Here is a 23,997-nt window from a genome sequence, read left to right on the forward strand (position 1 = left end):
CGCATTCATTAACCAGTGCTGATCAATCTAATTGATGTCATTTTATAGAAATTCGCCTGCTCAGTTCTAGACTAAAAACATGAGACCGCAGTCAACAAACGTTAGATTTTTTTGGGGGGATGCGGAATGAAGCAGCTAGTAGCCTACCTGCCAATCACCAAAATTCGATAAAAAGAAGCTTTCAACCGCCATCATTCTACGGTTTGGAAAGCTTCTCGGCAACAATCGGGGATTTGGGGTGTAGATACCTGAAATATACTGTTTCCAGTAAGGCGAAATCTGAGATTGCGAACATGTTCTGTGGCGGCTGTTAGTATTCTATTTGCATCATTCCACTGAGTATGGAGAATATCCCAATTCCTATACAAATCAAGCAGACCGTTCTTAACTTCTTTTTGGATGATTTAAGGAAATACAATGAAAATCCTAATAAGACCAAAAGAATACCTATTATGATACTAGACAGATAAAATAGCGGTGCGAGGTTTTCAAGAGCATGATCTATTGCTTTTTCAATTTTTTGTTCCATATTCCTCATACCTCCATGCAGTTAATCTTTCTCGTCATTATGTTAATGACGAGAACACTTATCAACACAAGAATTATTGTAAAAATAAGGATTGGGCTATCCGCGGATATAGAACCTGCCACGACGTTGCTTAATAGAGAGCAAAGCAAGACTGAAGATATAATAGTGGTCGGTATGGACTTTTTAATGAAGCCGATTGACATGGAAATAATACCAACACCAATAGCGGAAATTGACATATAAAATGTGGTTTTGGCAGCCTTACTAATCATTTCGAAAGTAATGTTTCCGTCTACCACTGGGGAAATGGATTCACTAATACCAAAAATAATATATATACTTATGCACGAGGTGATCATTGCAGTTGCCACGAACAGCGAAACAACCGCAATCTTTGCAAGAAAAACCTTTCTTCTGCTGACTGGGTATGAGAATAGCAGAGCGGCGCGTTTGCCCGCATATTCTTCAATGACTATTTTTGAAAACATTACGGATGATAATAAGCTGAAGGCGAACATGCCTATTGCGTTAAACAATGGAATGATATTTTCATATCCTTCAAACATTTTCATGTCCGGGTCTTTGGGCTCAATCTTTGGAGCATAGGCGAATAGATATATTATTCCTAACATGCAGATTCCAATGACAGAGGCTGAAATAATGTATGTACGAATATTGTTTTTTTTCAATTCAAGTCTGAATAGGTTCATCATTACGTTTCATTCCTCCATTCACAATACTAAAGAAATATTCCTCTAAGCCATCCGCAAAATCCTTTTCGATAGAGGCTAGCTCTATTTCTTCAACAATGCTTCCATCTACGATAATTCCTATAACATCTGAGATTTGTTCGATTTCGCTTAAAATATGGCTGGAAACAAGTATGGTCATATCATGTTTTTTTACAAGGTCTTGAAAAAGCACCCTCATTTCCCGAATTCCCACTGGATCCAGCCCGTTAATCGGTTCATCCAAAATTAAAAGCTTCGGATGATGGATAATTGCTCTTGCAATCCCTAAACGCTGGCGCATACCTAGAGAAAATTGAGAAACAGGTTGGTTACCTATATGATGTAACCCCACTATCCCTAAAGTTTTTTGGATATCTGCATTTTGAATACCCATATAGGAAAGATGGATTTCTAAATTTTCAGTAGCGGATAAATGTTCATAAAAAATGGGGGTTTCTATCATGCTTCCTACATCCTTTAGAATACTGTTTTTACGATTTCCAATATCCTCGCCGAAAATTTCTACGTGTCCCGCAGTAGGACGAAGCAATCCTAATAGCAGTTTAAAAATGGTTGTTTTTCCAGCTCCATTTACGCCCAACAGTCCATAAACTCTTCCTTTCGAAACGGTCATGTTACAATTTCTTATGACTTCTTTTTGATCGAAAGTCTTTACTAATCCAGATATTTTTACAGCGTAGTCATAATCCATATCAAATTCCTCCTAGGGTATTTACATACATATAAATGTATGTAAATGTGTAAAAGTAAACTGCCTAATGGCAGTCCACTTAAATTTTATAAAAAGATTTATGAAATTTTTCAAGGGTAGAAAGTATCTGGTCATCAATCACCGGGAGTCCGATACTATTAAATAATTCTTGCAAATGCTTTGCTTTTAATAGATATTCTTCCGGGTCCACTGAAAAGATAATAGGACTTAACCAAATATTGGTAAGCAGCATAAAGGTTTCAGATGCCTGCTTAGGATATTGAACAGAGATGGATCCATCCATTACCCCTTCATCGATAAAGGCGAGTATATCGGGAGCTCCTGAATTGACGCAATCCTGTAATTGCTTGGCAATTAATTTAGGGTTGCTTAAGATCGTTGGTATCGTTTTAACGGCTTCTAATTGCCCAATATTATCAAACGAAAGTAAAAATGCCATTCTCAACTTTTCTAGTCCGTTTAATCCAGGGATATTTTTCGACTTTTTGAACGGGTCGTTTTCAGTTGCCAATCGATTGAGAACAGCGTCTATTATATCCTCTTTGGATTTAAAGTGATGGTAAAACGCGCCTCTGGTTAAATCCCCCAAATCATCTACAATATCCTGAATCGTCGTTTCTTCCCATCCCTTTTCCACAAACAATTTTGTTGCTGTATCCAAAATTCTCTTTTCCGTTATTTCTGGATATTTATTTCTTGGCAAAATGCTACCCCCCCATACATACATTTATATGTATGTATGGTATCTCTTATTTATTAAAATGTAAAGTAAGGATTATCCAGCCATCTTTGTAGAGAAAGAAAAGAGATGATGCCCTGCTGAGGCATCATCTCTAATAAAGCAACACTTATAAGTAAGGTTCCTTTACTGAACCTGTTGTTGGCTGCGATAAATGTATCCTTATGCTTCTGTTTCTTTCATTTCAGCGCGTTTTGTGTCGAGTTGTTTATTGATGCTGTCAACGTCTTTATCAGATAGTGGATAGAGCTGCATCACAATCATAGAAACAACAGCAAGAACAGCAGGTATCCAAATAGCAGTCATATTAATCCCTGAAAGGGCGTTAGCTGTTTGGTGCTCGGCATTTCCATTAAATCCATAAGCAGCAAGGTACCAAAGTGGAACGGCACCACCAAGCGTAAAGCCAACCTTGAAGAACAGACCCATAATAGCGTTGATAATAGCAGCATTACGTTTTCCAGACTTCAATTCGCCATAAGAGACAACTTCAGGGACAAGTGCCCACATGAAACCAGTCGCAGAAGACAAGCCCCATTGCTTGATGAAAGTTGAAACATAAGCTAACCAAAGCTGATCGTGCATACCGTCAAGACTCCAAATCCAAGTCAGGATTTCTCCGACAACAAACATACCAAGGAAGAAATGGAAGAAGCCTTTTTTACCGAAGGTTTTCTTGAGTTTTGGCCAGAATACTGTAAAAGCGATACCAGGAATCGAGGCAATCAGTCCTACAGCACCCATCCAATCCGAGTGATTGACGGTATATTGGTAAAAGAATCCATTAACCGTATTCATGAAGAACATAAATGTAAATGCCAACATGAAGAAAATTCCTAAGATTACCAATGGCTTGTTATTCTTAAATTCAGCAAAGAAATCCGTGACTTTAACATGTGATGATTGTTCAGCATTGGCGACAACGCGTTCTTTCGTGAACTTGTAGCAAAGGAAAAGCGCAATGGCTCCAATAATCATATAGACGACATAAACGTTAAACCAAGCATGACCTGCAGAAGGGTCAGTATAAGTTCCCATATTAAGTTTTAATCCAAACAGACCGGTGTCTTTGAGTGAACGATCTTTAGGCGCAACCATTTGCACAAACATCGGGAACAATGTATAAACAAGAAGGTTGGCAACATTTGCAAGCGTCATTCGAGTCGTTGTAATTTGGTCAACAGACTCAGGGTCACGGGTCAATGAAGCGTTCAGCGAGCCGTATGGAATATTGACGACGGAATAAACCAAATCAAGCAAGAAATAAGTAATGAAGATAAAGGACACAGAGCCGCGGATACCAGGAATAGGCGCAAACAGCAGCGCAGCCAAGATAACCAGCGGAATACCTGCACGAAGCAACCAAGGACGATATTTACCTGCTCTTGATGAGCGTTTATCGACGTATGTCCCGACCATTGGATCCCAGATAACATTAATAATACGGACAAAGAGGAAGATAAATCCTGCTATTGCTGTACCAATCGCATTGACAGTCGTCATATAGAGGGCAAGAAAGCCGCCAACTGTACCAAAGACAAGGTTCTGAGCAAAGTCTCCAAAACCGTAGCCCATACGTTCAATAAAATTGAGCTTGTGATATTCATCTTGCTGAATATTTTGTGTGTTTTTACTCGCTCCTAATTTTCCAGTAAATCCAATCTTAGCTGTCTCTCTAGCTGACATTCCTAAAATCTCCTTTAAGTCAAATCAAGGTGTAATTTACAAGCAACAAAATAAAAGCCCTTACATTTTTACAAATCTGCTTAAAATGTTTTTCAAATAAAATAAAAAAAAATACCTGATTTTTTATTTAAAAATTTCTGCCAAAAAACCCATCGCGTTCCTCCATTACACAGTGTTTTTGAGAACTTGCAACTTTCTTTGTTTATTAAACAAACTAAGTTAAAAATATAACATATATATCATCAATCTTCAATACCAAGTAGGCCCAGCCGGTAGCAAAGCCGCGCTCGCCTGCCGTTGAAGCGACGTTGATAATGCTGCCAGTATTTACATTCCCTCCAAATGCCGAAAAATATTCGCTTCGGTTACCATTATCTCAACTCTCTGCGCTTTACCACTATTTGTGGCACGGTTCTCCCTATCATTCTAACGGCGAAATCGAAAGGCACCCATTTAGGGTGCCTCGATTGTTTTTATTAAATGCGACTATCTATTTAATGGCCGTCTTAAATTGACAGATAAAAACTTCTCGGTAATATCAAGAACCTGAGGATTCCAAAAGCCCGTCCCATGGTCAGCACCCGCTACTTTATAAAATAGAACCCGCCGACCATGTTCCTTTAGCGCCTTATACATCTCTATACTCTGGTTCACATGAACGACTTGATCGCTGTCACCATGCATGATGAGAATCGGCGGAAGTTCTTTATCCAAATCCTGATGAATAGGGCTTGCCTTCCTCGCTAATTCGATATGGTCCTTTACCCTTCCTCCAACGAGCAAACCTTCTGGGGAATCGGCAGCATCATGATCCAAAATATCATTATACTTTCCTAAAGTAAGAAGATCCGTGACTCCATAATAATCGACTACTGCACTCACTTCATCCGACTGTTCGCCATAAAGTCCGTTATTATAGCCGCCTATCGTAAGCCCCGTCATTAATGCGAGATGTCCGCCTGATGAATCCCCCCATACTGCTACACGGTTCGGATCCAATCCATATTCCTCAGCATGCTTGCGCATAAATCTGATTGCGCATTTCACATCTTCTACGGATGCAGGGAATTGAGCGATATCGGTGTCCCTGATCTCAACACTAGCTATCACATATCCCTTTGAAGCGATATGAGAGAGATTCGGTATCGCAGCATATCTATCCTGTTTCCTCCAAGCAGAGCCTTGTACAAAGACGACAAGCGGAAATTTGTATTCACCTTGGTATGGCATGATGATTTGCAGTCTTCTTTCCACATCGCCATATGTCGCATAAACTACGTCAGGGCGGTATGTGCAAGAATAATATGTTCCCGCTTCCGCATACTCGCCATACAAAACCTGCGTTCCTTCAGGCATTTCATTTGCTGCTATATCCGCCGATTTTTTATCCATGATTTACCCCTCTTTTAAAATCGGATAACTTCTTAAGTAAAAGTTCGCCAAAAACCTAAGTCTTCCTGTTCATTCACCGAGCGATGACGGGTCATCCCCTCCAATTCCCTATGTTCATCTTAGGACAATGCCTCAAATAATGGAATGTGCTCCGTCGAATATTCATGCCTATAAGCCTCGTACTAAACTCTTTGAGAAGCTTCAAGCGACTCTGAATGCCGGCTCTGATAATCGATTAACAGCCGCTGCATTTTTTCCACCGTGCCGTCTTTATGGGGAACATGTATGGAAACGGTCAAATTTGAATCGTTCAAGTATTGAAACGATACAAGATCGAAATTTAATTTCCCGAGATTCGGACAATGCAGCGTCTTGGGAGCATCAATGGCATCGAGAACCTCGTGAGAATCCCAAAATACCCGAAAATCCCTGCTAGCTTGTGACAGCGCCACAAACTGCTCAGACCACCAAGGATCGTCGCTATGACGCGCGTACCCGGCATGAAAATTAGCCGCGATCCGTCGCGCATGCAGCTCCCATTGGTCTCCCTTGACATATCGGAAACGAGAAGAAGTAAATGTCATCCATACAAAATTTCGTTCCTTATCCGACATAGCCGCGAGATCCCCATTCAATGCGCAGTAGGCCTCATTCCAGGCAATGATGTTCATGCGCGCATCCATGACATTCGAAGGGGACAGCTTTTGGCTATCCAAAAAGCGTTGAAGTTCAGGCGTTACCTTAGGGGGTTGCTTCGTATCGATCAAGGGAAATTGCTTACGGGCAAGATGAAACAGATGCCTGCGTTCCGATTCATCTAACCGAAGCACTTCTGCTATTCGATCAAGGACCTCAGCGGATACGTTGATATGACGCCCTTGTTCCAAGTAGGTGTACCAATCCAATCCTACGTCTGCAAGCAAAGCCACCTCGCTGCGGCGAAGTCCGGGTGTACGTCTGCGTCCGGATTCCGATAATCCCGCCTGCCTCGGGGTCATTCTTTCACGGCGTGAACGCAAAAAACGAGACAATTCCTGATAACGGTCCAATCCGTTAGCCATGCTTTCCATTCCTCCTGTTCATTCGTGAACATAGGATTCCCAATCCTACGATAACCTGATCTCTCCCTAAACTCGTCAGACCTATATACACTAGTCTATGTCCTCCTTAGGGAGAATAGCAAGAATGGATAAGAGAACGATTATCGGTTGAATCTGTTTTCCATTCAGACCATATCATTGAGGTGATGAAATGAAAGTAGCTGCCATAGTCGGAAGCATTCGCAAAGAATCATACAACTTGAAGTTAGCCCGCTATATCCAAAACCGTTATCAGCATCTTTTTCAGTTGGATGTGCTGAACATTCGGGATCTCCCCTATTACGATCAGGATGTCGAGTCTGCTCCGCCGCAGCCGGTTATTGACTTTAAAGGGCAAGTCGCTGCTGCCGACGCAGTGTTATGGGTTACTCCGGAATATAATTCGACCATTCCCGGCGTTATGGCGAATGCGATTGACTGGTTATCCCGCGGGGATCGAGTCATGATTGGGAAGCCTTCGTGGATCGTTGGATCTTCCATGGGATTGTTGGGATCGGTCAAAGCGCAGGGCCATCTGCGCGATATTCTGTTCGCATCCGGCATTTCCTCGCCGTTGTTGCCTGGAAATGAAGTGTACATTGGCCTTGTTCATGAGAAGCTTAACGAAAAGGGTGAGCTGATAAATGAAATCACCATTAAATACCTTGATTTCGTAGCCAACAATTTCATGCTATGGATGAAGGAACTTTCCCAATTGAAACAGCTCGAAAGTCAAAAATAATCAGCAACTTAGGAGGGAGTAAGATGTTTGAGCATATTGTACTATTGAAGTTTAAGCCCGATGTTTCTAATGAAGCGAAAGAAGGTGCAATAAAGCGTGCGCATGACTTTAAAGGGAACATTCCGGGGATCGTGAATCTTAGCGCCGGGATAAACGTGACGGAGGAAATTGAGCATAAGCAAGGTTTTACGCTGGGGATCCGAGTTACTTTTGAGAATCAGCAGGCTTGCCGGGATTATATTCAGCATCCCCTGCATCAACGTTTATTGCAATCCATTGGCCCATTTGTCGAAGGAATTGTCGTTATGGACTACCCGTTTGCTTAATGTTCCCCTTTAAAAACACATAGGGTCAATCATCCGTGTTAAATGGCGGTTAATCGCATCCTCGGTCACAGGTTCGAAGAGGTTAAGAAGGTTGCCATCGGGATCGCGGAACAGCATAGAACGGTTCCCCCACGGCATCGTGGTCGGTTCCATTACCCAATCATCGACAAATGGCTTCAAACGCACATATTCGGCTTCGATATCGTCGACGCGGAACTCAATAATAACTGTGCGATTATTGGCCCCCACTGCGGAACCGGCGCCGAATAGCTGCGTCGTCTGGGAGTGGCCGATTGCAAGTGTGCATGACGGTACAACGAGTTCGGCAAATACGGGCGCGGGCCGCCCCGCCGAAACCCCCATGACTTTCTCATAGAACTCGACGAGACGATCCACGTCGTCAGTAATGATGCGTACAGAAGCGAAATTCACAAGATATCATCCTTCCTAACAATAGGTTTGGCTGTGTCCCACAGCCGTTGTAAAACATACTTTTTACTTATCTATCTCCTTTACATTTACATGTCCAATTATAAAAAAACGCTACTGACAACGTTATGTCAGTAGCGTTTTAGAATTTTTAGGGCTTCCTTGGTATCCGATTTCGGAATGATTCGGGTTCCAACACTATTACGTCCACTCCCCAGCCAAGTACCTATTAGTGACCTATCCCAAACCCACGCCATACATCACGCTTTTACAGGCTCCTACATGTTTCACCCCTAAAACTTGCCTTTACTTATGGTAAGGTTCAGCGTATCGGGGCTAACGGTGAGATCAAATTTTTCAACTCTTCATACCTCAAAACGAATTCAGGGCACCTTTAAAAGGTACCCTGAATCTATTATACTGAAATTAAAGCGCTTTAATAATATGATTGCCATTAAACATCTATATTTTTCATAATATTTATAGCCTTCTGATCCGACGAGACACTATATGTAAAGGTTTAAAAAAATGACGGCAACTAGCTTGTAAGGAATTCTTACGACTTTTATAAGGTAGAAAGAAGGAGGCTTTTATGGAATATCATGTATCCATACATGGGAATGACCAGGTAAAAGGAACAGCTGAGCAACCCTTTCGTACAATATCACGCGCTGCGGCTCTTGCCATGGCTGGTGATACGGTTATTGTTCATGCCGGAGTATACAGGGAATGGGTTAACCCGGCTAATGGAGGAACAGCGGAGCATAGAATCATATATCGATCCGCAGGAGACGGGGAAGTAGTCATTACAGGGGCTGATCGGATCACCGGCTGGAAGTCTGAAGGAGGTCATGTTTGGAGCACAGAGGTACCCAATTCCATCTTTTCCGTTCGCAATCCCTTTGAATTGGAGCTCCGTGGAGACTGGTTGTTTGACGGGCCCTTCCCTGTTCATCTCGGTGATGTATATTTGGATTGCAAGTCTCTGTATGAATGCGAGAGTGTCGAAAAGGTTCACAAGCCCGAAGCTTGGCCCGAAGCCAAATATCCCGAGGACTCCCTGCTGAAATGGTATGCCGAAGTTGGTGCTACAACTACAAAAATCTGGGCCAATTTTGGTGGAAAAGATCCTCGTAAGGAAAATGTGGAGATTAATGTCCGTCCTTATTGCTTCTGGCCTGAGAAACCAGGACTTAACTATATAACCGTAAGTGGCTTCACACTTCGTCAAGCCTCCCCTCAATGGGCTCCGCCTACTGACTACCAGGAAGGTTTAATCGGACCTCACTGGAGCAAGGGTTGGATTATTGAAAACAATAGGATCAGTGAATCCAAATGCGTTGGGATCAGCCTGGGTACCGAAATCGGAACAGGTCACACCAAGGCTTCGGACAAGCATATTAAAGGCGGTACTCAACGGGAGCAGGAGGTTATTCTGCGAGCATTACGCTCCGGCTGGCATAAGGATAGAGTCGGCAGTCACATCGTTCGAGGTAATGTGATTCATGATTGCGAACAGGCAGGCATTGTGGGTCATATGGGGGGAGCCTTCAGCCGGATTTATCAGAACCGTATTTATAATATTCACCACAAACGGCTCAGACACGGTGCCGAAGTAGCAGGAATCAAACTGCATGCTTCCCTGGATACGCAAATTAGTGAAAATATGATCTATAGCTGTTACCGTGCGCTTTGGCTTGACTGGCAGGCACAGGGCACCCGCATCAGCCGCAATGTATTTTTTGATAACCTTTCAGAAGACTTCTTCGTTGAGGTTTGCCATGGTCCGTATATGGTTGATCATAATCTGTTCCTCTCTCCGATGAATTTCAGAAATATGGCGCAGGGTGGAGCATTTGCCCATAATTTGTTTGCAGGTAGATTTGTAGTTCGTTCCGAGGTTACCCGTACTACGCCATATCACTTCCCTCACGAGACGGCAATGGCCGGATACTCCAATATCACCGGAGGCGATGACAGGTACTACAACAATATCTTTTTGGGGGATAATGATGCTAATAAGGAACCTGTTCCCATAACCTTTTTTGAGCATCTCCCACTTAAACCAAGGGATGAAGTTGGAGAGAACGGGAAGACGGTCATGGATGGTGTTCCAGACAATTCCATCTGCTATCTGCATGCTGTGGGACTGGGGGGCTACAACAAGCATCCTAATATAAAGGATAAGAAATGGTGGGAATACACCCCTGAGGAACTTGCTGAGCTTGGCGATGCCGCAAAGGATTTCTTTATAGGAAATGCAGTTCTTCCGGTGGCTATGGGTGGAAATTTATATTTTAACAATGCGGTTCCAAGTAGTCATGAATTTAATGCCAAGAGTTATGCGCAGAAGGGTATAAAAGTTGAGATTGATCCTGCGCAAGGTAAGGTGAAAATCCAGGTCAATGAGCCTGAATTGCTCCAGGGAGCCTCTGCAATGTTGGTTACCACCGATCTGCTTGGCAAGACCTATCACGCCGATATGAAGTATGAGGAACCGGACAGCAGCCCATATCGTTTTGACTCCGACTTTTTCGGAAAAAAGAGACCTGATGCAGATGTCTCACCCGGTCCGTTTGAATTGACCGAAAATGGAACCATTGACTTTGAATTTTAGTTTTATTGAGGATCCAGTCATTTTAGGCGACTGGATCTTTTTTCGTGTGTACTGTTACACTACAGAAAGATGATATGGACATAATGAGCGTCTCACAGTGGATTTGCCCCAGGTAAGGAAAATTCATGCCTATTATGGTACGGTTCACCACCGACGGCCTTGCGGCCACTCTCCATTATCAAAACCTTTGCTTCTTAGCCAGAACGACTTGGATTACGTGTCCAACCCCGGTATGCAGCCGCCCCTCTTCTCTTCTTTGCTCTCCATAGAAGAAATGCAGCACCTCGTGACCGCTCGTCCATGCCAGTACATCAGCGGGATTATAGAGCATGTCGACCGATTTAGGACCGCCGGTTTGGTAACGAATCTGATCCTCCGAATAAACCTCCAACATAATGATGCCGCCCGGTTTGACAACGGCGAGTAATTTATCGAACACAATCTTTTGATCCGCTTTCGGGAAGTGCCCGAAGACCATAAAGGCGCCGTCATAAGCTTCCGAAGGCACCGAATCGTGCAGCAAATCCTTCAGCTCTGTTTCCACCTGCACTTGAAACCGTTTCGCCAGCTTTTCCGTTTTCTTTAACCCATTCTCCGCATAATCCCATGCCGTGACGCGATAGCCTTGCCTTGCCAAAAAAACAGCGTTCCTGCCTTCGCCTTCCGCGAAAGCAACGATCCGCTCCCCTTTTAATCGATGCGCTTGTTCTTCGATAAAGACATTGGGCAGCTCGCCATATGCGTATTCGTCCAATCCGAATCTTTCATTCCACGGATTCATCCTATTGTCATTCCCCTCTGGAAGATTATTTTGCCGCTAAGTCATAGATATTATGGAAGTTCTTCCGCCGCTGATGTTCCCCAATTAATCAGCTGTAACTTTCGGGGAATCCATTCCCGGCTTTATAGCAGCAGGAACCGGAATATCGAACCTGCCAGAGATCATTGCAGCACAAACCCACCCCTCACAACACCTCAAAACCAACTGTCCGTCCATCTTTTTAAGCTTGAAAAAGCAAAGAGACGATACCGTTAAGGACATCATCTCTTGCAGTAAGCAAAAACAAGATATACAGAGAGGGAAACTGAGTCAGCCGGTAAATTCTTGCACCCACTCGCCTTTGAAGTAAGCAATACCGATTTTGGTAAAGCTGCTGTTCAAGATGTTCGCTTTGTGCCCTTCACTGTTCATCCAGTCGTTCATAACTTGTGAAGGACCGGTTTGGCCTTTGGCGATGTTCTCGCCTGCTGCCCTATAAACGATCCCGAACTTGCCCATCATTTCGAACGGGGACCCGTACGTCGGAGACGTATGATCGAAGTAATTGTTATTGAACATATCCTGCGCCTTTGCCATAGCCATTTTGGACAAATTACCGTCCATGCCAAGGGGACTCAGACCTGCCGTTGCCCTTTCTTTATTGACCAATTGCAGAACTTGCTGCTCAAATTGGGATACCTCTGCGGTCTGTTCCGCGGGACTTCCTGTCGGCCCTCCCTCGCCTATGAACCATTTTGGAGCTGCATCAGGCGCTTGTTTGGCCGATATAGATGTTCTCCGCGTTCCAGGAGCAGCTATTGACGATGCCTGTGTCACGGTAGGTGCCAAAGCAGCAGGATTGGCGGGAGTCTCAATGCTCGCTTGTTTGGGAACCGTTTGATGTTGTGTCATGTTAGGATTGGCCGCACAGCCCGTTGCCAGCAATAGCCCTGCTAATGCGATATATCTTTTCAATCTATTCACACCCTCGATGCCGTAATAAACTGATGACGGACAGAACACCAGATCGTTTGCTCTGCAGATCTTCAGTTTCCTGAATTATTATTCTCCGGGTTACATTGTCGCTATCCATAGCCATCGGAATCGCCCACGGATACCGCTCGATCGCGAACCAACTGAACCACGATATGAGGTTCCCAATTTCCAGGCTCGTCTCTTGACTTAAGTCAATGCACGTAATCCCCCCCAAGTTGCAATGTAATCATTACTTAAACTTAGGGGGTTTTTCATGGCTAATTTCCAAGGATAGGGTTATCGGATCAGCGAAGGTCTTGGTGCATTCTCCTCTTAATTCTGCTTAGTGACTCCGGAGTAATGCCGAGATAACTGGCGAATTGATGTTGGGGTACCCGGTCGATCAGAGATGCCTGCGGGTCATGAGGGTGCTTGTTATACATGTGATCCTTTCGCTCAAAAACTTGCCGTTACTTGTGATACGGTTCACCGCGGTTAATCTTCACCGCGCGGTAGATCTGCTCGATCAGCACCAGCCGCATCAGCTGGTGCGGCAGCGTCATGCGCCCGAAGCTGAGCTTCTGCTGGGCGCGCTGCAGCACCGCGGGAGCAAGCCCCGTGCTCCCGCCAATAACAAAAGCCACGTGGCTCCGCCCATACGTGGCCAGCTTATCGAGCTGGTCCGCGAGATCCTCGCTGGACCAGAGCTCGCCGCCAATCGCGAGCGCGACTACATGGGCGTCCGGCTTCAGCTGCGCCAGAAGCCGTTCCCCCTCCCGCTCGCGCACTTGCGCTTCCTCCGCCGGACTCATCGTCTCCGGCGCCTTCTCGTCGGGCACTTCCGTGAGCGTGAGCTTCACGTACGGCCCGAGCCGCTTGGCATATTCCGCGATGCCTTGCACCAAATATTTTTCCTTAAGCTTGCCAACCGAAGCAATCTGTATATGCATGAATGTTCATCCCTTATGTATGTTTCATTTATACCGCTCTTACGTTCCACGTGGAACTCTTCCTGTTATTTCGCCCCGGCATCAGCCAGCAGCTGCTCGATTTCTTTAAACCCTCTCTTGCGGGCATGCTGCAGCGGAGTAACGCCATCGTTATCGGCCAGATTGACATCTGCCCCATGCTCGATCAGCAGCTTCACTATCTCTACCTGTCTTTTGTTACCGTTATTTAGAATAATGGCTTCGAGTAATGCCGTCCAACCTAGATTATTGACATGATTCACATTCGTATCCGTCCGCTCAAGCAGCTCCCGAACAACTTCAACATAACCGTGCTCCGAGGCCGGAATGATGGCTATGCCGCCGTAACGGTTCGTTATTTTCGTATCCGCCCCGGCATCAATCGTAAGCCTCAAAATATCCAAATACCCTTCGGCTCCGGCATACAGGAATGGCGAGTTCAACATCTCATCCCGTAAATTCACATCCGCCCCCGCTTCGGTCAGCACCTCTGCCACCGCAAAATCCTTATTGTAAGTCGCAATCATAAGAGGGGTGCGTCCCTTCGCATCCTGAACATCCAGGTTTGCGCCATCTTGAATCAGTTGGCGGACTTTATCGGCTTGTCCATCCTCCGAGGCTTGAAGAAGCTGTTCATCAATCGTTCCCATCACGCGTACACTCTCCTCTTCTTGAATATAACGTTCGCCTCCAGCACCGTTGTCGCATCCTTGAACCAACAGGAGGCCTACAAGCATCCATTGCTTCATAGGGTATCCCCATTGCAAAGCCCTCCCTGCTGTAGGTGCCTAATCACTCTGTCTATATAAGTTTAGCGGTTCAGCCATATGGAGTAAATTTTCCTTATGAAAAAAAGCGCCCCGCACCAATGCGTTAAGCGCCTTTCAACTAGTTTCTCTTCCTACACCACCAAAAATTCGGCGGCTGCCTCCCCGCAAAGATCGCAGCTGCGTGGCGGATCCCAATCCGCAAATTCCGTTTCCTTCAAATCGACAATATCCGGCGCATCCTCGTATTCGTCCACAAATTTATCAATCGCCAGCTCTACATGCTGCTTGCACACACAATACATTCGAATTTCGCTTCCTCTTCAAAGTTGTTTATTATATAGCTAGCATAGCAAACAAGCCTGCCGATGTGAAGTAATCTGGCCAATTCTTCCTTTGATTTCCTTCCTTCCGCCATCCCGGTATAATGATTACAAGTCTATACGAAGAGGAGTCTATCCCGTGTTTATTGCTATCGTTCTGTTCGTGATTGCCGGCTTGGCCGAGATTGGCGGCGGTTATCTGGTCTGGTTATGGCTGCGCGAAGCAAAGCCGCTCTGGTACGGCATCGTAGGCGGCATTATCCTGATCGCGTACGGCGTTATTCCCACTCTGCAAAATTTCCCCTCATTCGGCCGCGTCTATGCTGCTTATGGAGGAGTCTTTATCATTCTGGCCGTCCTATGGGGATGGCTCATCGATAAAAAAGCGCCCGATCTCTACGACTGGATCGGAGCCGCCGTCTGCATCATCGGCGTTGCCATTATGCTCTACGCTCCGCGTGGCAGCTAATCCAATTACGCCCTCCCAGGGGCTTATCTACCCGAATATCTTCTTTCAAATAAATACAAAAGCCGCACGGGCATCCACTTTGCCCATGCGGCTTCCTATGTTATGGCTGGCTAATCCGGATACTGCCGCTGTCTGTGCGAACCTTGATGACTTCTCCCGAAGTCCCTTGCTGCTCCGGTTTATGAATGGAGCCGGAATCCGAATCCAGATCAAACATGCCGCCGTACGAAGCAGGTATCTCGATTCTCACGCTGCCGGAGTCGCTCTTCACGTCCGCGCCGGTTGTATCATCCTTCCCGATACGGATGCTGCCGGAATCGGAACGCACAACAGCCTTGCCGCTTAGGTGATCGATCGTAATGCTTCCCGAATCGGAAGAGGCACTCAGTTCCGCAAGAACAGTCCCCGCATGAATGCTGCCCGAATCCGAATTAATCGACAGGCTGCTGCCTTTGAAGCTCTCAAGCTTAATGCTGCCCGAATCCGACTTCAGCGACAGCGTGCCGCCCTCAAAGCTTCCAAGCTTAATGCTGCCCGAATCCGATTTCACCACACCGGCTGCTGCCTTTGCACCGTTCACCCTTACCGAACCCGAATCACTGTTCACTTTCAATGCCTCAAGGGATGCCATAGCCTCTTCCGTCAGCGACACGGTGACAATCTGCTTCTCGTTCCAGCCGGAGAAATCGAATAAGCCAAAATGCCATTTCTCCTTCAGCCGGAGGTTCAGCCTGCCGTTCTCCACTCTCGCGTTTTTGATCTGGTCGATAACCTCCGGCTTTGCTTTGCCTTCCACATGAACCGAGTTGCTTCCGTCCGTGCTTGGAACAAAATCGACTTCAAGTCCAAGGCTGTCGGATGTAATGCTCAGCTCCTGCAATTTATTTTCGAGCTGCAACGTGTGGGCATATTCCTTGCTTTTCACTCCGCCGAATTGATATTGCAACAATGCGATAATTCCGATCGCCACAAGGACCACTCCTATCGTATTTCTGACCCATCGTCTATTCATGGTTGAATTCTCTCCCTCTCTGCTCTCTTGCTTCTTGACTATAGTTTACTTCAGCGAGCAATTGCCAGAAACCTTCCAGAGGATGGCCCAAGGGTTAGACTTTAGTCGGGGTATCGCACAAAAGCACAAAAAAAGCCGCACCGACAGTTTCCCGTCAGCACGGCTCCCTTACTTTTTATTCGTCCTTCGTCTTCTCCGCCAGCTTGAACGATGCAGTCTTCAGCTTGCCGTCACGGTAAAAGGTTACTTTAATCTCATCGCCGATATGCTTCTGCTGGTATAAGTACTGCCGCAGCTCCATCGTGCTGCCAATGCTCTTCTCGTCCAGCTTCACGATCACATCGTTCAGCTTCATGCCCGCGTCCTTCGCCGGTCCTACCGCTTCAAGCACGATAACCCCGCCCAATACTTCATCAGGGAGATTTAACTCAGGCAGCTCGGATTCCCCGCTTCCCGAAGCTGCGCCGTTGCCCTGATCGGCCTTGCCATTGCTGCCAGCCGCTTGCTCCTGCTGCTTCTGCAAGAAATACTGCTCCAGGTCCACTGTATAGACGCCAAGATAAGGGCGGGATACATATCCCTTCTCCATCAGGCTGTCGATAATCGGCATCGCGTTATCAATCGGTATCGCAAAACCTAATCCCTCAACGCCTACCTCGGCAATCTTCATGCTGTTAATGCCAACAACCTTGCCATCCATATCAATCAAAGGTCCACCGCTGTTGCCTTCGTTAATCGAGACATTCACCTGAATTACTTCCTGCTGCCAGTCATACACGCCATCCTCGTTCAAGGACACGGGCACGATCCGGTGCGTCTTGCTCACAATCCCCATCGACAGCGAATCGCCTAGTCCAAGAGGATTGCCAATCGCAAGGACGAATTCAGCCGGCTGCAGCTTCGACGACTTGCCAATCTCGGCTACCGTCTTAATGTCCTTGCCGTCCATCTCGAGCACCGCCAGGTCCGTAATCTGGTCGCTGCCAACGATCTTCGCTTCGCGCTTCTCGCCGTTCACGAGCATAACCTTCACCGACTCGGCACCCGCAATGACATGATGATTCGTAATAATGTAGGCCTTGCCGTCCTTCAGCTTGAAGATCACGCCCGAGCCAACGCCTACCTCCTGCTTCGAGCCTTGGATCTGCCCTTCCTCACCGCTGCCTGCTTGACCCTGAGTATCGTCACCGGGAATGAGTCCATAAGGAACCGTCTGCTCATTAATGACGCTGACGACCGCCGGACGAACCTTTGCCGAAGCCTGAATGGTTCTTTGCTCCAGCGAGGCGCTTCCGGAAGCCGATACGCTTGCCGCATGCGAGCCCGGGCCAATGCCCCCGCCGCCAAAGACAAGCACAAACAACAACACCGCTGCCACCGCGCTGGTGAAAGAAGCAACAAATGCGATACGGACATTCGACCAGCTGCGCATTCCCTTTTTATTGGAGAAGGCAAATTCATCCTTCGAAGAAGTGGAACGAGCACGTCTTGATACTTTTGTCGAATAGAAATCGTCATCAAATATTCCCATCGTTACCGCTCCTATCGATGCTTATGCTTGCCTTTGAATTTCGAACAAAAACTATTTTTTCAATCTAAGAATGTTTTCGGAAGATTAGACTAAAATAATAATAGATTTACTTGCGCACTCCTCCATCATAGCGAAAAAGGAGCGAACCGTATCTATGAAAACTAAACCATTCTCCCCTTGTGAGCAAGTAGAGCTTGCCGCCAAATTGGCTGATTTGAAGGAAGACCATTACCGCACCGTCCTTACCCTCAGCGCTATGCTTGAGCTATTGGTGGACAAGGGTCTGATCACCCGCGAAGAGCTGACCGCCAAAGCCGATGAGCTGGACAACCAGCTGGAGTCGTTTATTTCCGCCTCACTTCATCCCATGCCGTAGGCCGGTCATGATACGTCGCGCGCAGAGGATTTTCGTTCTGTTTGAAAAAGATTCCGTTATCCTCCATGACATTTCTCACCGTCAGCATAGCCAGATCCATGAGGTTGTGGTCCAGACTGAGATGGGCCAGATATACCCGCTTCGTCCGGTCCGTCAGCAGCTCGCATAATGCCTCCCCGGCGGCAACATTCGATAAGTGCCCGACATCGCTCAGAATGCGGCGCTTGATGTTCCACGGATAACGGCCCATTCGAAGCATCTCCGTATCATGGTTCGATTCAAGCACCAGCACGTCCGAATCGATAATCGCCTGCTTCACTTTGTCGCTCATGTAACCAAGGTCGGTCGCAAGGCTTAGCTTTTCCCCGTTATCGACAAACGTATAGCCGACCGGCTCCGCCGCGTCATGCGAGATCGGGTAGGAGCAAATTTCCATCGTGCCAATCCGCAGCGATTCACCCGTCTCCATAATGACCCGCTTCTCCGGCTCAATGGTGCCAACATGGCGCTCCATTCCGCCCCAGGTTCCCTCATTCGCAAAGATCGGCAGCTCGTACTTGCGGGCGAATGCGCCCAGCCCTTTAATATGGTCGGAATGCTCATGCGTAACGAACAACGCGGACAGCTGATGGCCGGACACGCCTTGCTCGCGCATAAGCTCCTCTATTTTCTTCATGCTGAGGCCGGCATCGACCAGCACCATTTTATCCCCGTTGCTAACTATCGTCGCATTGCCCGTAGATCCGCTTCCCAGTACTGTAAACGTAAGTCCCATCGCTTAACTTCTATCCTTTCCCCTGCTCCCATGAACAATAAAGCCAATCTATCCGCTACCGGACGCGGTCCGGCGGCGCTTCTTCCTTCACCTGCGCAACTTCCCCGTTAATCGCATGAATGTAATACTCGTTCCCGTCCTCCAGCAGCACCCGGTAATAAGGCGCCGCTACCTGTGCCTCCGTATCAAACATCTGACCGTGGTAGCCAAGCTGGATGTCGGTAATGACCGCTCCGTCCGGCAGGTTCCGCTCAATAAACGGCGCCATTGCCTTCGAAGCAGGCAATACGGTCTGTTCCTTGGCTTCGCCCGGGCCCGTCAAATCTACCCGGACCTGGCGGAAGCCGGTTATTTTCTGATTGGTGTAATAGAGCTCCAGCTTTACGTCAAACATCGGACGGTTATCCGCCATCCGGTACAGGACATATACGCCGTCTCTTGTCATCGCCGGATCGAACCTATACTTGTCCAGATCGACAATCTGGCTGCCCAGCGTCTTGACCAGGTCCTTCTCGGAGAAAATAATCCGGCTGTCGACCGGCGTCTCCAGCTTCGTCTCCGGCAGCCCTTCAAGGGTGCCGCTGCGCAGCATATACGTTAAATCCCGCAGCTTCGGGGTTTCGACCGGCAGATTGGCGGACAGCTCAATCCCCTTCTGCTTCATGAAGGCGTAGGTCTCGCTCGGAAGCTCTGCTGTATTCTTGTTGGCGTTTAACTGCTCGCCGATGTTCGACCATACCTGATAGCCGAGCAAAATATTAAGCAGCAGAAACGAAATAATAAGCACGCTTTTGGCCCTGCCCCAATCCACCTGATCTTTCGCCTCCGTTCGTTACGGCTTATTGCTTGCTTTCTTTATCCGGCGGCGCGATCGGATTTTGCAGCGGATCCGAGCCTCCGAACAGACTGTTGCCGTCCTTGGACGCGGTCTCCTGTCCCGAAGCTTCCTTTCCGCCTTTATCCGCGCCGGTTCCTTCATCCGAATCATGGGAGGAGCTCGGGCTATCCTTCACTTCCTGCGGAACAAAGCCTGTCGGATACGCTTCGGTTAGTGCCTCCTGCGTACCGTCTTCGAGCTGAACCGCCCATACCGGAATAAATTTTATTTGATTGTTCTCCAGCGGTTCAGCTTTAAGAGCCGGGAACAAACGGACAACCTCCGAACGGCGGTCATAATGATCCAGCGCGCTGCGCAGCTGGGCGCCGCCCGGCAGCCATCTGGCTTCTCTCGTCTTCGACCGGCTGGCAAGCGTAATGAGCGAACGGCTGTACTCCGTTACGACTCCCTGCTGCAGCGTAAGCCGCATGCTTCCGTACTCGAAGTCCTTGGTTTCGATAACCGGATAGTTATCTACGTATTGCTGGAACTCCGCGTATTTGCCCGTCTTGCCTTCAAGATTCATTCCAGGGTTAACGAAACGATGTACGCCGTCCCAACCGCCATGATCGTTAATAAATTCAACTGAAGCAAAAACATTCTCGCTAAGCGGATTTTCCTCGCTTTGCGAGGCGGCCGGGTTCGTATAGATCATCCACATGCCCTTCTGCTCAATCTGCAGACCACGCTTGCCGTCCGTATAAATCTGCGAGCCGCTCCGATCATAGAGCGCCTTCGTAGTGGCCGGGTCGAAGAACAGGTTCTGCTGCATCAGTTCCGAAGAGTAGGTCTCGTAAGGGAAGACCATTTGTACCGATTGTATCGGCTGCTTAGGCAAATAGATGCCGTCGGAGGTCATCTGATACTTCGGCTGGTATTCGCCAAAGCCGACATAATCCTGAACGTCGCGGACCGTCAAGTCGGCCTGCGTCGATTCGTATACCTTTTGCCCGTCGGCGCTGAAGAAGAACGTCCGGACTACCTCGGAATCCGTTGCCTTAAAGATCCAGATCCGGTCGATCATCTCGCCTAGGAACAGCAGATCCCCCTGCACCTTGAGCAGCTTCTTGAGTAGCTCCACCGGAATACCGTTCTGGAAACGCAGCTCAACGCCGATGTCGTTCTTCCTTACTTCGTCCCAATTAAGCACGTTGGCCGGATTACGCTGGAAGCCCTTGAACTCGCGGCCCTGAATCCGGTCTTTCAGGATCATATTGTAGAACGTGGTTCCCGGGTACAGTACCGTATGCTCATTGCCGCCGAAGTGGAGGACAATCTCCTCCGGGAAGATGACGCTTTCCACATTCGATTCCTTGCCAAGCGGTTCAGCGTTAATATAATCCTGCCCCGTCTTGACCGTTGCGCCAAGGCCGGGCATGCTGTACGCGAGGAAGTACGATTGAATCAAGCTGAGCGCGACAAGCATAACGAGCAGGAGCGTCTTCGCTTTCTCCATCATGCCGTCTCACCTTCCTCTTGCAGCGAAGGCAGCGTAAAGGTCACCGTCGTGCCCTCGTTCAGCTCTGACTTGAGAGAAATCGTGCCGCCATGCGCTTTCACGATTTCCCGGGCAATGGATAAACCAAGCCCGGTACCGCCCATATTGCGAGAGCGAGCCTTGTCCACCCGGTAAAAACGGTCGAAAATACGGGACAAATCCTTCTTCGGAATGCCGATACCCGTATCTTTAACGCTAATCGCAATCGTAGCGGTGTCCTGTTTATGGGCGCTAAGCTCAATAGCCCCGCCCTCAAGCGTATATTTAATGGCGTTCGATATAAGGTTATCGAGCACCTGGTCAATCTGGTCGCGATCAAGCCACGCCGACTTTAGATCGCGGTCGACGATAATCGCCGCCCGGATCGACTTCTGGCGCAACTGGAAAGAGAAGCGGTCCGTCACTTCGTCCAGCATTTCATGGATGTTGGTTTTCCGCCGCCGCAGCGGCGCTTGGTTGGAATCGAGGCGCGACAAATGCAGAAGGTCCGTAACCAAGCGAATCATCCGCTCCGTCTCATTGCGGATAACGCCGACAAACCGCTCGGACAACTCCCGCTCATCGAGCGCCCCGTCATTAAGCGCCTCCGCATAGCTCTTGATCGTGGTGAGCGGCGTGCGCAGCTCATGCGAGACGTTCGCGACGAATTGACGGCGCGACTGCTCGAGCTTTTCCTGCTCCGTAACATCCTGAAGCACGGCAATCGTTCCCGTAATCCCTTTGTCGCGGCGGTGAATCGGCGTAAAGGTGACGCGTAGAACGCCCTCCGCGTCATCCATTTCGGCGTCATCTTCGCTGCGCGGCAATATGACGGTCTGCTCCCGGCCGTTCTGAAGCTCCTGATATTTCTGTAACGGCATGCCAAGCAGATCTGGCAGATTGCAGCCCTCGCAGGTGCGCACGTCAAGCATCTCCTGCGAGCGGCGATTCCAGACAATCACCTTGCCGTTCTCGTCGGCTGCGATTACGCCGTCGCTCATGTTCGACAGAATGGAGGCAAGCTTCTCGTTCTCCTCTTCGTTGACCGAGAGCGCCTCCTTCAGCCGAATCGTCATATCATTAAAGGCCGAGCTTAGCCGCCCGATCTCGTCATCCCCAAGCACCGGCACCTGCAGATCAAACTTCCCGTCCGCTACGGCCGCCGCCTGCCTGGTTAGACCCTGAATCGGACTCGTTATCGTATGGGCAAGCAAGATGCCAAGAATTCCGGTAAGGCCTAGCGCGATAAGCGTGCCGGAGAAAAAGATCTGGTTAACCCGGTTCACCGTATCGTACAGGCTGTCCATGGACGCCACCATATAGACCGCGCCAACAACTTTATCGTTGTCGTTGTACGTAACGGGGAGAGCAATGATTTTCTTACGGATGCCGTTCTCGTCGATAATCTCTTCTTCGTTATCGGAAATTCCGGTTAACGCGCGGCTTACCGCAAGAGACGTATTTTTCTTCCCGATGTACGATTCCGGCACCTGCAGCGAGGTCGCAACAACCCGCCCGTTGCCGTCCAGCACCTGCACCTCCGTCCCGCTTATGCTGAACAAATTGCGGACCACAAGACTGAGGTTCTCCGTACTTTCGTTATTGGTTTCGCCGTCGCTGGTAGGCTTCATCGACAGATTAGGCGCCGCCAGCTTCGAGAGAATATCCGCCTGCTCCTTCATATTGGTCGTGAAATTGTCGGTCAATGACGCCTTTACCGTGCTGATGAAGTAGACGCCAATGAGCTGCATCGCGACAAGGATGAGCAAGAGATAAATAATGACGAGCTTGACTTGAATGGTGCGAAAAAACCTCCGCCCGCTCATGCGTAGCCAAGCCCTCCCGACTTCGGATTGCGCATCATATAGCCGAGACCGCGGCGGGTCATAATATATTCCGGACGGCTTGGATCATCTTCGATCTTCTCGCGAAGACGACGGATCGTGACGTCCACGGTTCGCACATCGCCGAAGTATTCAAAGCCCCAGACCGCCTGCAGCAAATGCTCGCGCGTCATCACTTTGCCGCTGTTGCGAGCCATGTAATAGACAAGCTCATATTCGCGGTGGGTCAGGTCAAGCGGCTCGCCGTCCTTATAGACGACATACATATCGGTATCAATAAACAGGTTGAACAGCTTGAGTCCCTGCTTCTCGTCCGCGGCACTTTGACCGTTCTCACCGGCGTTTGCGTTGTCGGACGAAGAAGCCGCGGCTTCAGAGGTTTTCTGCTGCCGGCGCAAATGGGCTTTGACCCGGGCCAACAGCTCTCGCGTGCTGAACGGCTTCGTTACGTAATCATCTGCGCCAAGCTCGAGTCCCAGCACCTTATCTATTTCCGTATCCTTTGCCGTCAGCATGATGATTGGCATATGAAGACGCGTTCGCACCTCGCGGCAGACGTCCATGCCATCCTTCACCGGCAGCATCAAATCAAGTAAAATCAGGTCCGGCTGTTCTTCGAATGCGAGGCGCACTGCCTCGCCGCCGTCAAACGCGCAAATGACCTGATACCCTTCTTTCTCCAAGTTGAATTTCAATATATCTGCAATGGGCTGTTCGTCGTCGACCACTAAAATTTTCCCGTGCATCGTTACACCCGCCTGTCGCTCGTCCTATTTTTACTCTTCTATTTTAACATAGTGAGTCGTCAAGTTCCCAATTAAAGTTCGTTCAGCCCTTTTC

General features: G+C 48.1%; 24 protein-coding genes and 2 pseudogenes. 5 read left to right on the forward strand and 21 right to left on the reverse strand.

Annotated elements, in window-relative coordinates; translation table 11 throughout:
* Window positions 1-534: 534 nt before the first annotated feature.
* The 7 genes and pseudogenes from WFK81_RS17860 to WFK81_RS17885 form a co-directional block, all read right to left on the reverse strand.
* Window positions 535-1,242, reverse strand: coding sequence for an ABC transporter permease (locus WFK81_RS17860; protein WP_336787745.1), 708 nt, complete (start codon window positions 1,240-1,242; stop codon window positions 535-537).
* Entirely contained in the window at window positions 1,220-1,972 is a 753-nt protein-coding gene (locus tag WFK81_RS17865) for an ATP-binding cassette domain-containing protein (protein ID WP_336787746.1), read from the reverse strand. Before WFK81_RS17865 ends, WFK81_RS17860 begins: the two co-directional genes overlap by 23 nt.
* Window positions 1,973-2,051: 79 nt before the next feature.
* Window positions 2,052-2,696 (reverse strand): TetR/AcrR family transcriptional regulator, encoded by a 645-nt coding sequence (locus WFK81_RS17870; protein WP_336787747.1) that lies wholly within the window; start codon window positions 2,694-2,696, stop codon window positions 2,052-2,054.
* Between the two features lie 198 nt (window positions 2,697-2,894).
* The gene (locus WFK81_RS17875) at window positions 2,895-4,418 is read right to left on the reverse strand and encodes an MFS transporter (RefSeq protein ID WP_336787748.1); all 1,524 of its coding nucleotides are present in this window, start codon (window positions 4,416-4,418) and stop codon (window positions 2,895-2,897) included.
* 247 nt (window positions 4,419-4,665) lie between these two features.
* A pseudogene (locus tag WFK81_RS30980) lies at window positions 4,666-4,746 on the reverse strand (short chain dehydrogenase); the annotation flags it as partial.
* A gap of 158 nt (window positions 4,747-4,904) precedes the next feature.
* The gene (locus tag WFK81_RS17880; protein ID WP_336787749.1) at window positions 4,905-5,810 is read right to left on the reverse strand and encodes an alpha/beta hydrolase; all 906 of its coding nucleotides are present in this window, start codon (window positions 5,808-5,810) and stop codon (window positions 4,905-4,907) included.
* 182 nt (window positions 5,811-5,992) lie between these two features.
* A complete protein-coding gene (locus WFK81_RS17885; RefSeq protein WP_336787750.1) occupies window positions 5,993-6,871 on the reverse strand; it encodes a helix-turn-helix transcriptional regulator in 879 nt (292 codons plus the stop codon).
* Between the two features lie 190 nt (window positions 6,872-7,061).
* On the opposite strand from WFK81_RS17885, the gene WFK81_RS17890 reads away from it, so the two are divergent.
* Window positions 7,062-7,631 (forward strand): NADPH-dependent FMN reductase, encoded by a 570-nt coding sequence (locus WFK81_RS17890; RefSeq protein WP_336787751.1) that lies wholly within the window; start codon window positions 7,062-7,064, stop codon window positions 7,629-7,631.
* A gap of 23 nt (window positions 7,632-7,654) precedes the next feature.
* The gene (locus WFK81_RS17895; RefSeq protein WP_336787752.1) at window positions 7,655-7,957 is read left to right on the forward strand and encodes a Dabb family protein; all 303 of its coding nucleotides are present in this window, start codon (window positions 7,655-7,657) and stop codon (window positions 7,955-7,957) included.
* A gap of 9 nt (window positions 7,958-7,966) precedes the next feature.
* Here WFK81_RS17895 and WFK81_RS17900 read toward each other — a convergent pair whose 3' ends face one another.
* On the reverse strand, window positions 7,967-8,389 hold the full coding sequence (locus WFK81_RS17900) for a VOC family protein (protein ID WP_336787753.1): 423 nt from the start codon (window positions 8,387-8,389) through the stop codon (window positions 7,967-7,969).
* Between the two features lie 589 nt (window positions 8,390-8,978).
* Between WFK81_RS17900 and WFK81_RS17905 the strand changes: the two genes are divergently transcribed.
* Window positions 8,979-11,003, forward strand: a complete 2,025-nt coding sequence (locus WFK81_RS17905; protein ID WP_336787754.1) for a right-handed parallel beta-helix repeat-containing protein — start codon at window positions 8,979-8,981, stop codon at window positions 11,001-11,003.
* Between the two features lie 178 nt (window positions 11,004-11,181).
* On the opposite strand, the gene WFK81_RS17910 is transcribed toward WFK81_RS17905, so the two are convergent.
* The 6 genes and pseudogenes from WFK81_RS17910 to WFK81_RS17930 all read right to left on the reverse strand — a co-directional run bounded on the left by WFK81_RS17910 (window position 11,182) and on the right by WFK81_RS17930 (window position 14,778).
* The gene (locus WFK81_RS17910; RefSeq protein ID WP_336787755.1) at window positions 11,182-11,784 is read right to left on the reverse strand and encodes a class I SAM-dependent methyltransferase; all 603 of its coding nucleotides are present in this window, start codon (window positions 11,782-11,784) and stop codon (window positions 11,182-11,184) included.
* A 309-nt stretch (window positions 11,785-12,093) separates the two neighbouring features.
* Window positions 12,094-12,675 carry a CAP domain-containing protein gene (locus WFK81_RS17915; protein WP_442956069.1) on the reverse strand — a complete coding sequence of 194 codons (582 nt, stop codon included), beginning with the start codon at window positions 12,673-12,675 and terminating at the stop codon, window positions 12,094-12,096.
* Between the two features lie 368 nt (window positions 12,676-13,043).
* A pseudogene (locus WFK81_RS30985) lies at window positions 13,044-13,196 on the reverse strand (Crp/Fnr family transcriptional regulator); the annotation flags it as partial.
* 12 nt (window positions 13,197-13,208) lie between these two features.
* The gene (rlmH, locus tag WFK81_RS17920; RefSeq protein WP_127496882.1) at window positions 13,209-13,688 is read right to left on the reverse strand and encodes a 23S rRNA (pseudouridine(1915)-N(3))-methyltransferase RlmH; all 480 of its coding nucleotides are present in this window, start codon (window positions 13,686-13,688) and stop codon (window positions 13,209-13,211) included.
* Between the two features lie 65 nt (window positions 13,689-13,753).
* Window positions 13,754-14,455, reverse strand: a complete 702-nt coding sequence (locus tag WFK81_RS17925; protein ID WP_336787757.1) for an ankyrin repeat domain-containing protein — start codon at window positions 14,453-14,455, stop codon at window positions 13,754-13,756.
* 152 nt (window positions 14,456-14,607) lie between these two features.
* A complete protein-coding gene (locus WFK81_RS17930) occupies window positions 14,608-14,778 on the reverse strand; it encodes a CxxH/CxxC protein (RefSeq protein ID WP_015847785.1) in 171 nt (56 codons plus the stop codon).
* Between the two features lie 157 nt (window positions 14,779-14,935).
* Between WFK81_RS17930 and WFK81_RS17935 the strand changes: the two genes are divergently transcribed.
* Complete coding sequence (locus tag WFK81_RS17935; protein ID WP_015847786.1) at window positions 14,936-15,265, forward strand: YnfA family protein; 330 nt, start codon at window positions 14,936-14,938, stop codon at window positions 15,263-15,265.
* 100 nt (window positions 15,266-15,365) lie between these two features.
* Here WFK81_RS17935 and WFK81_RS17940 read toward each other — a convergent pair whose 3' ends face one another.
* Together WFK81_RS17940 and WFK81_RS17945 are read right to left on the reverse strand one after the other, a co-directional pair.
* On the reverse strand, window positions 15,366-16,277 hold the full coding sequence (locus WFK81_RS17940) for a DUF4097 family beta strand repeat-containing protein (protein ID WP_336787758.1): 912 nt from the start codon (window positions 16,275-16,277) through the stop codon (window positions 15,366-15,368).
* 175 nt (window positions 16,278-16,452) lie between these two features.
* Window positions 16,453-17,808, reverse strand: coding sequence for a S1C family serine protease (locus tag WFK81_RS17945; protein ID WP_336787759.1), 1,356 nt, complete (start codon window positions 17,806-17,808; stop codon window positions 16,453-16,455).
* 154 nt (window positions 17,809-17,962) lie between these two features.
* Between WFK81_RS17945 and WFK81_RS17950 the strand changes: the two genes are divergently transcribed.
* Window positions 17,963-18,184 (forward strand): hypothetical protein, encoded by a 222-nt coding sequence (locus WFK81_RS17950; protein ID WP_336787760.1) that lies wholly within the window; start codon window positions 17,963-17,965, stop codon window positions 18,182-18,184.
* On the opposite strand, the gene WFK81_RS17955 is transcribed toward WFK81_RS17950, so the two are convergent.
* From WFK81_RS17955 to yycF, 5 genes are read right to left on the reverse strand one after another with little or no spacing between them, the layout of a single operon-like run.
* Window positions 18,153-18,959: an MBL fold metallo-hydrolase gene (locus WFK81_RS17955; protein WP_336787761.1), complete on the reverse strand. Its 807-nt coding sequence runs from the start codon at window positions 18,957-18,959 to the stop codon at window positions 18,153-18,155. The genes WFK81_RS17950 and WFK81_RS17955 overlap by 32 nt on opposite strands.
* Window positions 18,960-19,014: 55 nt before the next feature.
* Window positions 19,015-19,770: a two-component system regulatory protein YycI gene (gene yycI / locus WFK81_RS17960; protein WP_336787762.1), complete on the reverse strand. Its 756-nt coding sequence runs from the start codon at window positions 19,768-19,770 to the stop codon at window positions 19,015-19,017.
* Between the two features lie 28 nt (window positions 19,771-19,798).
* A complete protein-coding gene (locus tag WFK81_RS17965) occupies window positions 19,799-21,295 on the reverse strand; it encodes a YycH family regulatory protein (protein ID WP_336787763.1) in 1,497 nt (498 codons plus the stop codon).
* Window positions 21,292-23,139 carry a cell wall metabolism sensor histidine kinase WalK gene (gene walK, locus WFK81_RS17970; RefSeq protein ID WP_336787764.1) on the reverse strand — a complete coding sequence of 616 codons (1,848 nt, stop codon included), beginning with the start codon at window positions 23,137-23,139 and terminating at the stop codon, window positions 21,292-21,294. The genes WFK81_RS17965 and walK overlap by 4 nt, the downstream gene beginning before the upstream one ends.
* Window positions 23,136-23,903 (reverse strand): response regulator YycF, encoded by a 768-nt coding sequence (gene yycF / locus WFK81_RS17975; protein ID WP_336787765.1) that lies wholly within the window; start codon window positions 23,901-23,903, stop codon window positions 23,136-23,138. Before yycF ends, walK begins: the two co-directional genes overlap by 4 nt.
* Window positions 23,904-23,997 lie beyond the last annotated feature (94 nt).

The sequence above is a fragment of the Paenibacillus sp. MMO-177 genome (genome assembly GCF_037147795.1).
Lineage (GTDB): Bacteria > Bacillota > Bacilli > Paenibacillales > Paenibacillaceae > Pristimantibacillus.

Excerpts from the sequence above, each read along its gene's own strand:
- WFK81_RS17860 (WP_336787745.1), bottom strand. The coding sequence starts at position 1,242 with ATGATGAACCTATTCAGACTTGAATTGAAAAAAAACAATATTCGTACA.
- WFK81_RS17865 (WP_336787746.1), bottom strand. The coding sequence starts at position 1,972 with ATGGATTATGACTACGCTGTAAAAATATCTGGATTAGTAAAGACTTTC.
- WFK81_RS17875 (WP_336787748.1), bottom strand. The coding sequence starts at position 4,418 with ATGTCAGCTAGAGAGACAGCTAAGATTGGATTTACTGGAAAATTAGGA.
- WFK81_RS17880 (WP_336787749.1), bottom strand. The coding sequence starts at position 5,810 with ATGGATAAAAAATCGGCGGATATAGCAGCAAATGAAATGCCTGAAGGA.
- WFK81_RS17885 (WP_336787750.1), bottom strand. The coding sequence starts at position 6,871 with ATGGCTAACGGATTGGACCGTTATCAGGAATTGTCTCGTTTTTTGCGT.
- WFK81_RS17890 (WP_336787751.1), top strand. The coding sequence starts at position 7,062 with ATGAAAGTAGCTGCCATAGTCGGAAGCATTCGCAAAGAATCATACAAC.
- WFK81_RS17895 (WP_336787752.1), top strand. The coding sequence starts at position 7,655 with ATGTTTGAGCATATTGTACTATTGAAGTTTAAGCCCGATGTTTCTAAT.
- WFK81_RS17905 (WP_336787754.1), top strand. The coding sequence starts at position 8,979 with ATGGAATATCATGTATCCATACATGGGAATGACCAGGTAAAAGGAACA.
- WFK81_RS17910 (WP_336787755.1), bottom strand. The coding sequence starts at position 11,784 with ATGAATCCGTGGAATGAAAGATTCGGATTGGACGAATACGCATATGGC.
- WFK81_RS17915 (WP_442956069.1), bottom strand. The coding sequence starts at position 12,675 with ATGACACAACATCAAACGGTTCCCAAACAAGCGAGCATTGAGACTCCC.
- rlmH (WP_127496882.1), bottom strand. The coding sequence starts at position 13,688 with ATGCATATACAGATTGCTTCGGTTGGCAAGCTTAAGGAAAAATATTTG.
- WFK81_RS17925 (WP_336787757.1), bottom strand. The coding sequence starts at position 14,455 with ATGAAGCAATGGATGCTTGTAGGCCTCCTGTTGGTTCAAGGATGCGAC.
- WFK81_RS17930 (WP_015847785.1), bottom strand. The coding sequence starts at position 14,778 with ATGTATTGTGTGTGCAAGCAGCATGTAGAGCTGGCGATTGATAAATTT.
- WFK81_RS17940 (WP_336787758.1), bottom strand. The coding sequence starts at position 16,277 with ATGAATAGACGATGGGTCAGAAATACGATAGGAGTGGTCCTTGTGGCG.
- WFK81_RS17945 (WP_336787759.1), bottom strand. The coding sequence starts at position 17,808 with ATGGGAATATTTGATGACGATTTCTATTCGACAAAAGTATCAAGACGT.
- WFK81_RS17950 (WP_336787760.1), top strand. The coding sequence starts at position 17,963 with ATGAAAACTAAACCATTCTCCCCTTGTGAGCAAGTAGAGCTTGCCGCC.
- WFK81_RS17955 (WP_336787761.1), bottom strand. The coding sequence starts at position 18,959 with ATGGGACTTACGTTTACAGTACTGGGAAGCGGATCTACGGGCAATGCG.
- WFK81_RS17965 (WP_336787763.1), bottom strand. The coding sequence starts at position 21,295 with ATGATGGAGAAAGCGAAGACGCTCCTGCTCGTTATGCTTGTCGCGCTC.
- walK (WP_336787764.1), bottom strand. The coding sequence starts at position 23,139 with ATGAGCGGGCGGAGGTTTTTTCGCACCATTCAAGTCAAGCTCGTCATT.
- yycF (WP_336787765.1), bottom strand. The coding sequence starts at position 23,903 with ATGCACGGGAAAATTTTAGTGGTCGACGACGAACAGCCCATTGCAGAT.